Genomic DNA, 15,198 nt, shown 5'->3' with positions numbered 1-15,198 from the left:
TCTTGCTTCGCTTTGATCCTGGGGCATGAGGTGACCTTCTTTCGCACATTTCTATCAGAATTGGGAAAGCCCCTCCCATGACGGAAGGGGCTTGGATTGTCCAGCCTTTCGCTACAGCTTCAGGCTTGAGCGCTACTCGGCGGCCTCAGCGTAGGCCTCGACCGGCGGGCAGGTGCAGATCAGGTTGCGGTCGCCGTAGACGTTGTCGACGCGATTAACAGGCGACCAGTATTTGTCGACGCGGAAGGCGCCGGGCGGGAAGCAGGCCTGTTCTCGGCTATAGGGGCGATCCCATTCGCCGACGAGGTCTTCCACCGTGTGCGGGGCGTTCTTCAGCGGGTTGTTGGCCTTGTCCATGCGGCCGTCTTCGATGGCGCGGGCTTCCTCGCGGATTGCCAGCATCGCCTCGCAGAAACGGTCGAGTTCGGCCTTGGTCTCGCTTTCCGTCGGCTCGATCATCAGCGTGCCGGCGACCGGCCAGCTCATCGTCGGCGCATGGAAGCCGCAGTCGATCAGACGCTTGGCGACATCGTCGACGGTGACGCCTGCGCTGTCGACCAGCGGGCGGGTGTCGATGATGCATTCATGCGCGACGCGGCCGGTCTTCGACTTGTAGAGCACGTCATAGGCGCCCTTCAGCCGGGTGGCGATATAGTTGGCGTTGAGGATCGCCACCTTGGTTGCCTGCGTCAGTCCTTCGCCGCCCATCATCAGGCAATAGCTCCAGGAGATCGGCAGGATCGAGGCCGAGCCGAAGGCCGCTGCCGAAACCGCCCCGGAACGGCCGTCGGTCTCGGGATGGCCAGGCAGGTGCGCCGCCAGGTGCGCCTTGACCCCGATCGGGCCCATGCCGGGACCGCCGCCGCCATGCGGGATGCAGAAGGTCTTGTGGAGGTTCAGGTGGCTGACGTCGGAGCCGATGTCACCGGGGCGGGACAGGCCGACCATGGCATTCATGTTGGCGCCGTCGAGATAGACCTGGCCGCCGTTGGCATGCACGAGATCACAGATTTCCTTGACGGTTTCCTCGAACACGCCGTGCGTCGAGGGGTAGGTGATCATGCAGCAGGAGAGGTTTGCCGCATGCTCCTCAGCCTTGGCGCGGAAATCGTCGAGATCGATATCGCCGTTTTCACGCACCTTGACGACCACCACCTTCATGCCGACCATCTGGGCCGAGGCCGGGTTGGTGCCATGCGCAGAGGTTGGGATCAGGCAGACGTCGCGATGGCCCTCGCCATTGGCGATATGAAAGTTTCGGATCGTCAGCAGGCCGGCATATTCGCCTTGGGCGCCGGAATTCGGCTGCATGGAGAAGGCGTCGTAGCCGGTGACGGCGCAGAGCTTCTCGATCAGATCGTCGATCATCTCGCGGTAGCCGAGCGCCTGGTCTGATGGCACGAAGGGATGGATGTCGGAAAATTCCGGCCAGGTGATCGGCAGCATCTCCGCCGTCGCATTCAGCTTCATCGTGCAGGAGCCGAGCGGGATCATCGAGCGGTCGAGCGCCAGATCGCGGTCGGAGAGCCGGCGGATGTAACGCGTCATCTCGCTTTCGGCGCGGTTCATGTGAAAGATCGGATGGGTGAGGTAATCGCTGGTGCGGAGCAGGCCCTTCGGCAAGCGGTAGGAAGGCTCGAAATCGGCAATGGTAAAATTGCCGCCGAAGGCGCGCCAGACGGCTTCGAGCGTCGCGGGCCGCGTGCGCTCATCGAGGCTCATGCCGATCCTGGTTTCCCCGACCTTGCGCAGATTGACGCCTTCGGCGACGGCGGCGCGCAGGATGAGCCCCTGCATGTGGCCGACGTCGACGGTGATCGTGTCGAAGAAACTGTCCGGCTCGACCTTATAGCCGAGCTTTTCCAGGCCCTTGGCCATCAGCACGGCCTTCTGGTGCACCTGCTGGGCAATCGCCTTGATACCTTTCGGGCCGTGGAAGACGGCATACATCGAGGCCATGACGGCGAGCAGCACCTGGGCGGTGCAGATGTTCGAGGTCGCCTTCTCGCGGCGGATATGCTGCTCGCGGGTCTGCAGCGACAGGCGATAGGCGCGGTTGCCGCGGGCATCGACGGAAACGCCGACGAGGCGGCCGGGCATGGAACGCTTAATGGCGTCTTTCACAGCCATATAGGCCGCATGCGGGCCGCCATAGCCGACCGGGACGCCGAAGCGCTGCGAGGAGCCGATGGCGATATCGGCACCCATCTCACCGGGCGATTTCAGCAGCGTCAGCGCCAGGATATCGGCGGCAACGACGGCGACGGCGCCGGCCTGGTGCAGGCGGGCGATCAGGCCGGTGAAATCATGCACGTGGCCATGCGTGCCGGGATATTGGAAGATCGCGCCGAAGACATCGACGGGATCGAGATCGGTGAAAGGATTGCCGACGATGACGCTCCAGCCGAGCGGCTCGGCGCGGGTGCGGATGAGGGCGATGGTCTGCGGGTGGCAGTCGGCATCGACGAAGAAGGCCTTGGCCTTCGACTTGGAGACGCGCTCGGCCATCGCCATGCCTTCGGCGGCAGCAGTCGCCTCGTCGAGCAGTGAGGCATTGGCGACGTCGAGGCCGGTGAGGTCTGAGATCATCGTCTGGTAGTTCAACAGCGCTTCCAGGCGACCCTGGCTGATCTCCGGCTGATAGGGCGTATAGGCCGTGTACCAGGCGGGGTTCTCCAGGATGTTGCGCTGGATGACGGGCGGTGTGATCGTGCCGTAGTAACCCTGGCCGATCAGCGACACCAGCACCTTGTTCTTGTTGGCGGTGTCGCGCAGCTTATCGAGCGCCTCGCGCTCGGTCATCGGCGCGCCCCAGACAAGCGGCGCCTTCTGGCGGATCGAGGGCGGCAGCGTGGCGTCGATCAGCCTGTCGAGGCTGTTATAGCCGATCACCTTCAGCATCTCGGTCATTTCAGCCGGCGAGGGGCCGATATGGCGGCGATTGGCGAAATCGTAAGGCTGGTAGTCGGTGAACTGGAATTCTGTCGGCGTCGTCATTACGCAGTGAGCTCCTTGTAGGCCGCCTCGTCGAGCAGGCCGTCGGCGTCGGCGGCATTGGCAAGCTTCAGCTTGAAGAACCAGCCGGCGCCCTGAGGATCGGAATTGACCAGCGACGGATCGGCAACGATGGCCGCATTGACCTCGGTGATCTCGCCATCAAGCGGACAATAGACGTCGGAAGCAGCCTTGACGGATTCTACGGTGGCGGCATTGCCGTTCTTGGAGAAGGTCGCGCCGACTTCCGGCAGTTCGACGAAAACCAGGTCGCCGAGCTGATCGACGGCATAATTGGTGATGCCGACCGTCGCAACGCCGCCTTCGATCTGCAGCCATTCGTGTTCTTCAGTGAATTTCAGCATTGTTCGTCCTCTCTGGAAAGATTTAGCGTTTGTAGGTCGGGGTAACGAAGGGCAGGGCGCTGACGGTGATCGGCAGATATTTGCCGCGCACCTCGGCGTAGACGAGGGTGCCGGCCGCAGCATGGGAGACCGGCACGTAGCCCATGGCGACGGGGCCTTCGACGCTCGGGCCGAAGCCGCCCGAGGTGACTTCGCCGATCTCGACCTTGCCCTCGGCATCGGCATAGAGCTTGGCATGGCCGCGCACCGGCGCTTTGCCCTCCGGCTTCAGGCCGACGCGGCGGCGGGCGGCGCCGTTTTCGAGTTCGGAAAGGATGCGGCCGGAGCCGGGGAAGCCGCCGGCGCGTGCACCACCGCCGCGCCTTGCCTTCTGCATCGCCCATTCCAGCGCCGCCTCGACCGGCGAGGTGGTGGTGTCGATATCATTGCCGTAGAGGCAGAGACCGGCTTCAAGGCGCAGCGAATCGCGGGCGCCGAGGCCGATCGCCTGAACATCGGGATGCTCGAGCAACCGCATGGTGACATCAACAGCCTTGTCCGATGGAACCGAGATTTCGAAGCCGTCCTCGCCGCTATAGCCGGAGCGCGAGACAAGACAAGAAACGTCGTGCAGGCGGCAGTGGCGCACATCCATGAATTTCATTGCCGCGACGTCGGCCCAGAGTTCGGCGAGCACCTCGACGGCACGCGGTCCCTGCAGCGCGATCAAAGCGCGGTTCAAGAGGGTAATGTCGCATTGGTCGCCGATATGGGCCTGCAGATGGGCGAGATCGGCTTCCTTGCAGGACGCGTTGACGACGACGAAAAGATGATTGTCGAGATGGGAGATCATCAGGTCGTCGAGAATGCAGCCGCTGTCGTCGGTGAAGAAGCCGTAGCGCTGGCGGCCTTCGGCAAGGCCTAATATGTCGACGGGCACCAGGCTTTCGAGCGCGAGGGCTGCATCCTCGTAGCTGCCCGACTTCGCCTTCACGATGACCTGGCCCATATGGGAGACATCGAACAGGCCGGCCTCGGTGCGGGTATGAAGATGTTCCTTCATCACGCCGGCGGGATATTGCACCGGCATGTCGTAACCCGCGAACGGCACCATGCGGGCGCCGAGCTGGAGATGCAGGCCATGCAGCGGGGTTTTCTTCAGGGCAGCAGTATCGTCCAAAAGACGCCTCCGGGGTTTGCGCCTTCTTCAGGAAGGCGCGGGCTCAAATCTGAAGGCGCGGCTGCGCACTTCTCTCCTGAGCCCCCTCTGTCCTTGATGCCTGAGATTGTTATCCCTTCGGCGAGCGTTTCGTAAACGCTTCTCTCCAGAGTTCCGTCTGCCCCTTGCTGGTCCTTTTGCCTGAGAGTTTCCGGGGCGGTTGCTCCTTCGGCACCGGTGGCGAAAGCACCGGATTCTCCCAACAAGGTTGGCGCAATTATCCGGCGGCTGCGGCAGTTGGCAAGCGCCAAATGTCGTCACCGAGCAAATTTTTGTCGTCTTATTCCAATAAGGCCTTAAACTGCGGCAAATCTGCTTTTGCATTCCTTGGGGAAACCGGCTATCGCGGCTGCTGTTGAAGGGGATCTCATGCGGCGGACCGAATTGAAAGCGACGCTCTTTCTGCGCATGCTTTGCGCATTGAGCCTGGCTTTGCTCGGTCTTGCCCACCAGGCGCCGCTGGCCGTTGCTTCCGAAGGCTACGATGCCGCCGCCTATCTGCTGCCGGACGGCAGCTTCGCCTCGCTCTGCGTCACGGTGAAGGACACAGACGGCAAGACCGTCGCTTTCAAGCCGAATTGCGAAGCCTGCCGACTGTCGGCCTCGGTTATTCTGCCGACGCCGGATGCGGGCTCCTGGCTCGAACGCAAGCTCGGCTCGCTCATCAATTCGCCGATCGAAACCTCAGCCGTTGCCGACGCAAGTGCGGTCATCCGGCCGAATTCCCGTGCGCCTCCTGTCCTCGCCTGATCTGCCTCCGTAACCCATGACGCAGCATGCCGGTCCGCCCGAGAGAAGTCCGCGGCCGGCGAGGAGATATCCGATGAAGACTATGAAGACATTTGGCAAGACATTCGGGCTTGCCGTCCTTATTTCCGCGACCGCCTTTGCCGGCGCCGAGGCACATGTGACCTTCCTCGACAAGCAGGCGACGCAGGACAGCACCATTCTCGCCACATTGCAGCTGCCGCATGGCTGCGACGGCAAGGCGACCACCGAGGTGCGGGTCAAGCTGCCGGAAGGTTTCGTCTTCGCCAAGCCGCAGCCGAAGGCCGGCTGGGAGCTCGAGGTGATCAAGGGCGATTACCTGAGGACCTATGATAATCACGGCGACAAGGTGAAGACAGGTGCGGTCGAGATCCGCTGGAAGAACGGCAATCTCTCCGACGACTTTTACGACACCTTCGTCATCCAGGGGAAAGTTTCGGGTGTTGAGGCCGGCACTTCGCTCGCCTTTCCGGTGACGCAGATGTGCGGCGATACCGTCCAAGCCTGGGATCAGCTGGCGAAGGAGGGCGGCGACGCGCATGGCCTGAAAAGCCCGGCGCCGCTCTTGAAGGTCGTCGCCGGCGAAGGCCATGGCCACGATCATGACGACATGGCCGGGATGGACATGACCGGTAAAACCGGCATGGACATGACCGGCATGGCGGGCGCTGCCGCTCCGGCCGGTGAAACGGTCAAGGCCGGCGATCTCGAAATCTCCGGCGGTTTCGCCAAGGCGATGCTGCCCGGCCAGCCGGTCGGCGGCGGCTTCTTCACGGTGAAGAACAATGGTCAGACGGACGATAGGCTGGTGTCGGTGACCTCGCCCGCATCAGGCGAGGTTCAGATCCACGAAATGGAGACCAAGGACAATGTCATGCGGATGCGACAGCTGAAGGACGGCATCGCGATTGCCGCCGGCGAGACGGTCAAGCTCGAGCCCGGCAACCTGCATCTGATGTTCCAGAAGGTGAAGACGCCGTTCAAGCAGGGCGATACGGTTCCGGTGACGCTGACCTTCGAAAAGGCCGGTAAGGTCGACATGGTGCTGCAGGTGTTGTCGGCCCAGGGCAAGTAGGGCAGCGGCTGTTGAGACAGAGAAGCCCGCGACTGTGATTTCAGTCACGGGCTTTTTGTGTGGACGGCGGTGGTCAGAAATCTTCGTAGGATCGCAGCGCCTGCTTCAGGCCGGCCTGCGGCTGGCGGTTGCCCTTGGCCATCAGGTCGAGCGCCACCTCCGTCGACTGGATGATGCTGGAGGGCTCATCGGCTTGATCGGGGTTTTCGGCCTTCAATTGCCGGTCGGCAATGCGCCGTGCATCACGCGCAGCGGTGCTCGTTGCCACACGCTGAGGGATTCTCAGCGATTCGAAGGCAATGGCAGCGGTGTTGGCCGATACGGACAGGAGCTGGGTCATGCCGTCACCGTATCGGCATGATCTTGGCGCCATCATAACAAAATCATCGGCATTTTACCGGATGGTAAGAATTCATTCCGTCACGATTGGAATCTCCGCGGAGTTGCGATAAATCCGGCTGATGATCCAGGCTCTTCTCGTCGCTGTCGGCGGCGCTATCGGTTCCGTTCTCAGATATTATGTCGGCCAGTGGTCGCTGCGGCTCCTCGGCCCGGCCTTTCCCTGGGGCACGCTCGCCGTCAATGTCGTCGGCTGCTTCGTCATCGGCGTCTTCGCCGAGCTGATCGCGCGGAAATTCAATGCCTCGGCGGAACTGCGCCTGTTGCTGATCACCGGCTTGCTCGGTGGCTTCACCACTTTTTCGGCCTTCTCGCTGGATGCGATCTCGCTGTTCGAACGCGGCGAGGCTGTCGCCGGCGGCATTTATATCGCTGCGAGCGTCGGACTTTCGATGGCGGCCGTCATCGCAGGCCTCGCTATCATGCGCGCGTTGGCCTGATTTCTTTTCCGGTTTCCGTTTTGCGTGAAAATGCTCTAAAGGCTGCGGCAAGAACGCCGGCTAGGCCCGCGCTGCAATTTCCGAAAGATTTTTTATGGCTGGCATAGAACATATCAAGGTTGAACCCGACGAAGCCGGCATGCGGCTCGATCGCTGGTTCAAGGTGCATTTTCCCGGGCTCGGTTTCGGTCCGCTGCAGAAGCTGTTGCGCTCCGGCCAGGTGCGTGTCGACGGCGGGCGGGTCAAATCGGATGCGCGCGTGCAGCCCGGCCAAACGGTGCGGGTTCCGCCGCTGGATGTCGATGCCAAGGTCAAATCCGGACCGATCGCCGGTAGGGATCTCAAGCATTCGTCCGATTTCGAACTGTTGTCGCGCATGGTGCTGCATGAGGACGATAAGGTCATCGTGCTCAACAAGCCGCCCGGTATTGCGGTGCAGGGCGGCTCCGGTGTCGCCCGGCATATCGACCAGATGCTCGAAGCCTGGACCAGCCCGAAGGGCGAAAAGCCGCGGCTCGTGCATCGCCTCGACCGCGACACCTCAGGTGTTCTCGTCATCGCCCGCACCCGCGGCGCCGCACAGAAGCTGACGGCGGCCTTTCGCGAGCGCGACACCAAGAAGACCTACTGGGCGCTGGTCAAGGGCGTGCCGCGCAAGCACGAGGACAAGATCTCGACCTGGCTCGTCAAGGAACCGACGGCCGATGGCGACCGGATGCGCATCGCCAAACACGGCGAGGACGGCGCCGACCATGCGATTTCCTTCTACCGCGTGCTGGAGACGGCGGCACAGAACCTCGCATGGCTGGAGATGGAGCCCTATACCGGCCGCACCCACCAATTGCGCGTCCATGCCCTGCATATCGGCCATCCGATCATCGGTGACCCGAAATATTTCGACGATGATCCGAATTGGGATTTTCCGGGCGGCGTCCAGAAGAAGCTGCACCTGCACGCGCGCCACATCGACATCCCGCACCCCTCTGGCGGGCGGCTGCGCGTCAGTGCGCCGCTGCCGGCCCATATGGTGCAGACCTGGAATCTGCTCGGCCTCGACCTTGCCGGCGCTGAAAGGGACAGCGAATGAAACTCGCGCTTTTCGATTGCGACGGCACGCTGGTCGATAGCGCCGGCCTGATCCACGAAACCATGCGTAGGACCTTCGAGAAATTCGGCAAGCCGGAACCGCGATTTGAGGACACCAAGTCCATTATCGGCCTGTCCCTCGATATCGCGATCGCCCGCATGCAGGGCAAGCCGCATGTCGAGCCGGAAGATATCGATATGACGGCGCATTACAAATCGCTGTTCTCGGTCGTGCGCAGGGATCTCGACTACAGGGAGCCGCTGTTTCCCGGCATTCGCGAGATGATCGACGCAATCAGCGGGCGCGAGGATCTGCTGATCGGCGCAGTGACAGGCAAATCCAGGCGCGGGCTGAACCTCGTGATGGAGACGCACGGCTTCGACCCATATTTCATCGTTGCGCGCACCGCAGACGATTGCCCTTCCAAGCCGCATCCGGCCATGGTGACGGAATGCTGTGACGAAACCGGCATCAATGCCACTGATGCCATTGTCATCGGCGATGCGATTTACGATATGCAGATGGCAAAGGCTGCCGGCGCCAAGGCGATCGGCGTTGCCTGGGGCTATGCCAGCGTGGATGAGCTGATCGCCAACGGCGCCGATGCGATCGCTTACCATCCCAACGAGATATTGCGTCATTTTTCCTGAGGTGAACCCATGCGCGATCTGCTGAACGACCTTTCCGAAGGCCTGAGTCATCCCGATCCCATCCGCCGCGCGCAGATCCAGATGAAGAAGCCGCTGCCGAAGCGTTTCTATAACGACGTCTCGGTTGCCGAGCACGAGGACGGTTTTGCGATCACGCTCGACGGCAAGATGGTGCGCACGCCGGCTCGGCAGGTTCTGGCGGTTCCCACGGAGGCGCTGGCTCGGCTTGTCGCCGCCGAATGGCAGGCGCAGGGCGAAGAGATCAATCCCGTGACGATGCCGGTGACGCGGCTCGTCAACACGGCACTCGACGGCGTGACCGCCAATGCGCAGGCGATCTTCGAGGATATCCTGCGCTTTTCCTCCAGCGATCTCATCTGCTACCGCGCCGATGGGCCGGAACCGCTGGTCGAGCGCCAGGCCGAGCGTTGGGATCCAGTGGTCGACTGGGCGGCCAACGATCTCGGCGCCCGCTTCATCCTCATCGAAGGTGTGATGCCGCAAGAGCAGCCGCGCGAAGCGACTGCCGCCTTCGCCGTCACGCTCGCCAGATTTGATAGCCCGATGGCGCTTGCCGCACTCCACACGGTTACCACGCTCACAGGTTCGGCGATCCTGGCGCTCGCCTTTGCCTGCGGCCGGGTGCCGAGGGAGGAGGTCTGGTCGCTTGCTCATCTCGACGAGGACTGGACGATCGAGCATTGGGGCAGCGACGAGGAAGCCGAGGAGCGCCGCGCCAAGCGCTTTGCCGAGTTCAAGGCGGCGACGGAGGTTTTTTTCGCCCTAAGCGCCTGAAACATATTGCCTTCTCGGACATTATGACGAAATCTGCGACTCCAACGGGGTGGTGCGGGATTTTGCAATGAATTGGCTGAGGTCGTGTTTTTGCCGGGCCGCACTCTTTTGTGTCGCGCTCACGGCCTGCGCCAGCCTCTCGGCCACGAAGCCGGAGGCCCCGATGTACGACGTGCGCAGCGCCGTCGTTGTCTCCGGCCCGAACATGCCGGCCGAGCTGCTTGCCGGCATCAACGACCGCGTCAACGCTGCGATCAACGTCACCGTGCGCGATACTGTGCTGCCGCGGGTGGTGCTGACGATCCGCGTGGTGTCCATCGAGAAAGGCCTCGGCTTTCAGAAGGACCGCAATGTCGCGAAGATCAGCATCGACGCCGCCTCCGTCGAGGACGGCTCGGTCATCGCCGTCAGCGCCTTCGACGTGACCAGCATCGCCGCCGACCCCAAGCTTGCCGACGAGATCTTGGCCGAGGACGTCGCAGCAAGGATTCGCTCGGTTTTCTCACTCAGCGGGCGCGGGCGATAGAGCGATTCAGCTTTTAACGGAAGCGCAGAACCGCTCTATCCTGTTGTTTTTACGCAATTCCGGGAAAACCGCTTCGCACTTGTCCCGGAATTGCTCTAGCATTTACTGCCGGATTGCCGCCTGCTGCGGTGAGGAGATCGTATGAAGGAAATTCTCGAAGAACTGGAACGGCGCCGCGACGTAGCCCGCCTCGGCGGCGGTGAAGCACGCATCGACGCCCAGCACAAGCGCGGCAAGCTGACGGCACGTGAGCGCATCGACCTCTTCCTCGACGAAGGCTCCTTCGAGGAGTTCGACATGTTCGTCGAACATCGCTCCACCGATTTCGGGATGGACAAGAGCCGTATTGCCGGGGACGGGGTCGTCACCGGGTGGGGCACCGTCAACGGCCGCACGGTGTTCGTCTTTGCCAAGGACTTCACCGTCTTCGGCGGCTCGCTGTCGGAAGCGCATGCCGAGAAGATCATGAAGGTGCAGGACATGGCGCTGAAGAATCGCGCGCCTGTTATCGGTATCTACGATGCCGGCGGCGCCCGCATCCAGGAGGGTGTGGCGGCGCTCGGCGGTTATGCCGAGGTATTCCAGCGCAATGTGCTTGCCTCCGGCGTCATTCCGCAGATCTCGGTGATCATGGGTCCCTGCGCCGGCGGCGACGTCTATTCGCCGGCCATGACCGATTTCATCTTCATGGTGCGCGACACCTCCTACATGTTCGTCACCGGCCCCGACGTGGTGAAAACCGTGACCAACGAGACGGTGACGGCAGAGGAACTCGGCGGTGCCGTGGTCCACACGGTGCGCTCGTCGATTGCCGACGGTGCCTACGAGAATGATGTCGAAACCTTGCTGCAGGTGCGCCGGCTGATCGATTTCCTGCCGCTTTCGAATACCGCGCCGCTGCCCGAGATCGAGTGTTATCAGTCGGTGACAGATGTCGATATGTCGCTCGATACGCTGGTGCCGGCCAGCGCCAACAAGCCATACGACATCAAGGAGTTGATCCGGAAGGTGGCGGACGAGGGGGATTTCTTCGAGATCCAGCAAAGTTTTGCCGGAAATATCGTCTGCGGCTTCGGCCGCGTCGAAGGCTCGACCGTCGGTTTTGTCGCCAACCAGCCGATGGTGCTGGCCGGGGTGCTCGACAGCGACGCGTCGCGCAAGGCGGCGCGCTTCGTGCGCTTCTGCGACTGCTTCAACATTCCGATCGTCACCTTCGTCGACGTCCCCGGCTTCCTGCCGGGCACGGCGCAGGAATATGGCGGCCTGATCAAGCATGGCGCCAAGCTGCTCTTTGCCTATGCCGAGGCGACGGTGCCGAAACTCACCGTCATCACCCGCAAGGCCTTCGGCGGCGCCTATGACGTGATGGCGTCGAAACATCTGCGCGGCGACCTCAACTATGCCTGGCCGACAGCGCAGATCGCCGTGATGGGCGCCAAGGGTGCGGTCGAGATCATCTTCCGCAAGGATATTGCCGATCCGGAAAAGATCGCCGCGCATACGAAAATGTACGAGGACCGGTTCCTTTCACCCTTCGTCGCCGCCGAGCGCGGTTATGTCGACGAGGTGATCATGCCGCATTCGACCCGCCGGCGGCTGGCCCGCGGATTGAAGATGCTGCGCAATAAGGATCTCGCCAATCCCTGGAAGAAACACGACAACATCCCGCTCTGACATTTGCGGGCGAATAAAACCGCCAGCTCACGTGTTTACCTGCTGTCGAAAAAGTGAACGGCTGTCAGCAATCCGTGTGTTCAATCCGTGTCGATGACAGGCTAACGCTCGGCCGTATTGTTTTAAATGGAGAGGTTTAATGTCAAGTTTCGAGCGTCTTTCTGCCTATCGCCCCTATGGGCTGGCCGCTCTCAGAATCATCACCGCGCTGCTCTTTATCGAACACGGCACGATGAAGCTGTTCGCTTTCCCGGCTGCGCAGATGGCCGGCCCGCTGCCGCCGCTGATACTGTTTGCCGCCCTTCTCGAGCTTATTGGCGGCATCCTCATTCTCGTTGGCCTGCTGACGCGCCCTGTCGCCTTCCTGCTCGCCGGCGAAATGGCCGTCGCCTATTTCATGGCGCATGCCCCGAACAGCTTCTTCCCGGCCGTCAACCAGGGCGACGCCGCGATCCTGTTCTGCTTCGTCTTCCTCTACCTGTTCTTCTCCGGTCCCGGCGCTTTTGCCGTCGATAACCGCAAGTCAGCCTGAACGATAAACTGAGGGGCGTCGGCGACGCCCCTCAGCCTCATATCAGGCGGTGAGCTTGAGACCGGCGATACCGCCGACGATCAGCATGATGCAGGCAAGGCGGGAGACACTTGCCTCATCGCCCAGCACCCAGATGCCGAGGAGCACGGTGCCCACCGTGCCGATGCCGGTCCAGACCGCGTAGGCAGTGCCGATCGGCAGATGCTTCACCGCGAGGCCGAGCAGCACGATGCTGACCGCCATCGATATGACAGTCAGCGTCGTCGGCAGCGGTCGCGTGAAACCCTCGGTGTATTTAAGGCCGATCGCCCAACCGCATTCGAAAAGACCGGCGAGAAAAAGCAGAAACCAGGCCATGCGACTCTCCTTGTTCAAGAGCGAGGCCGTCCCCGCGACGGTTGCATCCTTGGGATGCCGCAGTCGTCTGCGATAGCGCCTATATGCGCGAGGCGACGGCTGACTTCAAGGTAGGAATCGGCACGGCCGCCATACCACCCGTTTCTTGCGCACCGGTTTTGCAGGTTCAAGGTACGGGATCAGCCTTGCCCGCCGGCTTCCGCGGCAAGGTTCTTGGTGCGGCGGCAGAGGCGGTCGAAGGTTTCGAGGAAGCGTGAGCGGTCTTTCGGGCTGAAGGCGGCGTTGTAGCCCTTGCTCTCGCCGGTTTCGCGCAAATGCGCGCCGAGATCGCGCATGGCGCTCGCCATACCGATATTCGTCTCGTCGAAGACGCGTCCCGTGGGGCCGCTGACGAAGGCGCCGGTCGCGACGCAACGCACGGCGAGCGGTACATCGGCGGTGACGACGACATCGCCGGCGCCGGCGCGCTCGGCGATCCAGTTGTCGGCGGCGTCGAAAGCGTTGGATACGATGACGTTGTGGATCATCGGATCGCGCGAGGGGCGCAGGCCGGAATTGGCGACGAAGGTGACTTCGAGGCCGTGGCGTTCGGCAACCTTCAAGATTTCCGGCTTCACCGGGCAAGCGTCGGCGTCGACATAGATCATGGCGAAATCCTCATGCCGGCTGTCTGATCATATCGATATGGGGAATGCCGTCTTCCAGATATTCCTGCGATATCCCGACAAAGCCGAAGGATTCGTAGAAACGGCGCAGATGGGCTTGCGCCGACAAGGCGATCGGACTTGCCGGATAAAGCCGCTCACAGGCGGTGATCGCTTCGCGCATCAATGCATCGCCCAGCCGCTTGCCGCGGTGGGCAGGCGAGACGACGACGCGGCCGATCTTTGACGGATCCCGCGGCTCATACGGTTTCAGGATTCGCGCTGCGCCCAGGAGCTCAGCGCCCTCCAGCAGCCGCAAATGCAGAGCATCGATATCCTTGCCGTCGAGTTCCGGATACGGGCAGTTCTGCTCGACGACAAAAACATCGACGCGCATTCTCATCAGGTCGTAGAGCTCCCGCGCGGGGAGCTCGTCGAGCCTCCTGAGATCGACCCTGTAGTTGGCTGCAGCCATCAGTAGACCACCACGCCGCGGATGCTCTTGCCCTTGTTCATCAGCTCGAAGCCCTTGTTGATGTCTTCGAGCGGCATGGTGTGGGTGATCATCGGGTCGATCTGGATCTTGCCCTGCATGTACCAGTCGACGATCTTCGGGACGTCGGTGCGGCCGCGGGCGCCGCCGAAGGCCGTGCCCATCCAGTTGCGGCCGGTGACCAGCTGGAACGGGCGGGTGGAGATCTCCTGGCCGGCGCCGGCCACGCCGATGATGATAGACTTGCCCCAGCCGCGATGGCTGGCCTCCAGCGCCTGGCGCATCACCTTGGTGTTGCCGGTGCAGTCGAACGTATAGTCGGCGCCGCCGATCAGGTCGCCGTTGCGTTTGGTCAGGTTGACGAGATAGGGCACGATGTCGTCGCCGACCTCCTTCGGATTGACGAAATGGGTCATGCCAAACTTTTCGCCCCAGGCCTTGCGGTCATTGTTGATGTCGACGCCGATGATCATGTCGGCGCCGGCAAGCCGCAGCCCCTGCAGCACGTTGAGGCCGATGCCGCCGAGACCGAAGACGATCGCCGTCGAACCGATCTCCACCTTGGCGGTGTTGATGACCGCGCCGATGCCTGTGGTGACGCCGCAGCCGATGTAGCAGATCTTGTCGAAGGGGGCGTCGGGATTGACCTTGGCAAGGGCGATCTCCGGCAGCACGGTGAAGTTCGAAAAGGTCGAGCAGCCCATATAATGGTGGATCTTGTCCTTGCCGATCGAGAAGCGGCTCGTACCATCCGGCATCAGCCCCTGGCCCTGGGTCGCGCGGATCGAGGTGCAGAGATTGGTCTTGCGGGAAAGGCAGGAATAGCATTCGCGGCATTCCGGCGTGTAAAGCGGAATGACGTGATCGCCCTTCTTCACCGAGGTGACGCCGGGGCCGACATCGACGACGATGCCGGCGCCCTCATGGCCGAGGATGGCCGGAAACAGGCCTTCCGGATCGGCGCCCGACAGGGTGAAATCGTCGGTGTGGCAGATGCCCGTCGCCTTGACTTCCACCAGCACTTCGCCGGCCTTCGGCCCCTCCAGCTGCACAGTCATCACCTCAAGCGGTTTGCCTGCCTGAACGGCAACGGCGGCGCGAACGTCCATCTTCCTGTCTCCCTGCTGATTTTGTCGGTTCCCAGCTGATTTATCGGGCTGAGCTTGGCATGGTCGGCGAACTCGGCTCAAGCGAAAACGGC

Annotated in this window: 17 protein-coding genes and 1 riboswitch; of the genes, 9 read left to right on the top strand and 8 right to left on the bottom strand. The window is 62.3% G+C overall.

Going from position 1 to position 15,198, the window contains the following annotated elements; genetic code table 11:
• Positions 1 to 132: 132 nt before the first annotated feature.
• Genes gcvP through gcvT form a run of 3 tightly spaced genes read right to left on the bottom strand, consistent with a single transcriptional unit; the run spans position 133 to position 4,518 of the window.
• Entirely contained in the window at positions 133 to 2,997 is a 2,865-nt protein-coding gene (gene gcvP, locus PO860_RS09660; protein ID WP_275038264.1) for an aminomethyl-transferring glycine dehydrogenase, read from the bottom strand.
• Complete coding sequence (gene gcvH / locus PO860_RS09655) at positions 2,997 to 3,359, bottom strand: glycine cleavage system protein GcvH (protein ID WP_183607226.1); 363 nt, start codon at positions 3,357 to 3,359, stop codon at positions 2,997 to 2,999. The genes gcvP and gcvH overlap by 1 nt, the downstream gene beginning before the upstream one ends.
• A 22-nt stretch (positions 3,360 to 3,381) precedes the next feature.
• Positions 3,382 to 4,518: a glycine cleavage system aminomethyltransferase GcvT gene (gene gcvT, locus PO860_RS09650; protein ID WP_273883763.1), complete on the bottom strand. Its 1,137-nt coding sequence runs from the start codon at positions 4,516 to 4,518 to the stop codon at positions 3,382 to 3,384.
• A 158-nt stretch (positions 4,519 to 4,676) separates the two neighbouring features.
• A riboswitch (glycine riboswitch) is annotated at positions 4,677 to 4,769 on the bottom strand.
• Positions 4,770 to 4,926: 157 nt separating this feature from the next.
• On the opposite strand from gcvT, the gene PO860_RS09645 reads away from it, so the two are divergent.
• Positions 4,927 to 5,307, top strand: coding sequence for a hypothetical protein (locus tag PO860_RS09645; RefSeq protein WP_183607228.1), 381 nt, complete (start codon positions 4,927 to 4,929; stop codon positions 5,305 to 5,307).
• A 73-nt stretch (positions 5,308 to 5,380) separates the two neighbouring features.
• Positions 5,381 to 6,400, top strand: a complete 1,020-nt coding sequence (locus PO860_RS09640; protein ID WP_275038263.1) for a copper chaperone PCu(A)C domain-containing protein — start codon at positions 5,381 to 5,383, stop codon at positions 6,398 to 6,400.
• Positions 6,401 to 6,473: 73 nt separating this feature from the next.
• Here PO860_RS09640 and PO860_RS09635 read toward each other — a convergent pair whose 3' ends face one another.
• A complete protein-coding gene (locus tag PO860_RS09635) occupies positions 6,474 to 6,740 on the bottom strand; it encodes a hypothetical protein (RefSeq protein ID WP_097619630.1) in 267 nt (88 codons plus the stop codon).
• Between the two features lie 121 nt (positions 6,741 to 6,861).
• Between PO860_RS09635 and crcB the strand changes: the two genes are divergently transcribed.
• The 7 genes from crcB (at position 6,862) to PO860_RS09600 (ending at position 12,503) form a co-directional block, all read left to right on the top strand.
• The gene (crcB, locus tag PO860_RS09630) at positions 6,862 to 7,239 is read left to right on the top strand and encodes a fluoride efflux transporter CrcB (RefSeq protein ID WP_275038262.1); all 378 of its coding nucleotides are present in this window, start codon (positions 6,862 to 6,864) and stop codon (positions 7,237 to 7,239) included.
• A gap of 94 nt (positions 7,240 to 7,333) precedes the next feature.
• Positions 7,334 to 8,326 carry an RluA family pseudouridine synthase gene (locus PO860_RS09625; RefSeq protein WP_183607232.1) on the top strand — a complete coding sequence of 331 codons (993 nt, stop codon included), beginning with the start codon at positions 7,334 to 7,336 and terminating at the stop codon, positions 8,324 to 8,326.
• On the top strand, positions 8,323 to 8,976 hold the full coding sequence (locus PO860_RS09620; protein ID WP_183607233.1) for an HAD-IA family hydrolase: 654 nt from the start codon (positions 8,323 to 8,325) through the stop codon (positions 8,974 to 8,976). Before PO860_RS09625 ends, PO860_RS09620 begins: the two co-directional genes overlap by 4 nt.
• Positions 8,977 to 8,985: 9 nt before the next feature.
• Positions 8,986 to 9,771, top strand: coding sequence for an ATP12 family chaperone protein (locus tag PO860_RS09615; RefSeq protein WP_272782518.1), 786 nt, complete (start codon positions 8,986 to 8,988; stop codon positions 9,769 to 9,771).
• A gap of 67 nt (positions 9,772 to 9,838) precedes the next feature.
• On the top strand, positions 9,839 to 10,297 hold the full coding sequence (locus PO860_RS09610) for a calponin homology domain-containing protein (RefSeq protein WP_183607235.1): 459 nt from the start codon (positions 9,839 to 9,841) through the stop codon (positions 10,295 to 10,297).
• Between the two features lie 141 nt (positions 10,298 to 10,438).
• Entirely contained in the window at positions 10,439 to 11,971 is a 1,533-nt protein-coding gene (locus PO860_RS09605) for an acyl-CoA carboxylase subunit beta (RefSeq protein ID WP_183607236.1), read from the top strand.
• Positions 11,972 to 12,110: 139 nt separating this feature from the next.
• Positions 12,111 to 12,503 carry a DoxX family protein gene (locus PO860_RS09600; RefSeq protein WP_183607237.1) on the top strand — a complete coding sequence of 131 codons (393 nt, stop codon included), beginning with the start codon at positions 12,111 to 12,113 and terminating at the stop codon, positions 12,501 to 12,503.
• 42 nt (positions 12,504 to 12,545) lie between these two features.
• Here the strand turns inward: PO860_RS09600 and sugE are convergent, their stop codons facing one another.
• From sugE to PO860_RS09580, 4 genes are all read right to left on the bottom strand, one after another.
• Positions 12,546 to 12,860, bottom strand: coding sequence for a quaternary ammonium compound efflux SMR transporter SugE (sugE, locus tag PO860_RS09595; protein ID WP_275038261.1), 315 nt, complete (start codon positions 12,858 to 12,860; stop codon positions 12,546 to 12,548).
• A gap of 179 nt (positions 12,861 to 13,039) precedes the next feature.
• On the bottom strand, positions 13,040 to 13,507 hold the full coding sequence (locus PO860_RS09590; protein ID WP_183607238.1) for a YaiI/YqxD family protein: 468 nt from the start codon (positions 13,505 to 13,507) through the stop codon (positions 13,040 to 13,042).
• A 10-nt stretch (positions 13,508 to 13,517) separates the two neighbouring features.
• Entirely contained in the window at positions 13,518 to 13,979 is a 462-nt protein-coding gene (locus PO860_RS09585) for a GNAT family N-acetyltransferase (protein ID WP_275038260.1), read from the bottom strand.
• Positions 13,979 to 15,106 carry an S-(hydroxymethyl)glutathione dehydrogenase/class III alcohol dehydrogenase gene (locus PO860_RS09580; RefSeq protein WP_275038259.1) on the bottom strand — a complete coding sequence of 376 codons (1,128 nt, stop codon included), beginning with the start codon at positions 15,104 to 15,106 and terminating at the stop codon, positions 13,979 to 13,981. The genes PO860_RS09585 and PO860_RS09580 overlap by 1 nt, the downstream gene beginning before the upstream one ends.
• Positions 15,107 to 15,198: the final 92 nt, after the last annotated feature.

It is taken from the genome of Rhizobium binxianense (assembly GCF_028994275.1).
Lineage (GTDB): Bacteria > Pseudomonadota > Alphaproteobacteria > Rhizobiales > Rhizobiaceae > Rhizobium > Rhizobium binxianense.
The sequence above is the reverse complement of the archived record's forward strand: the minus strand, read 5'-3'. Positions and strand labels throughout refer to the sequence as shown.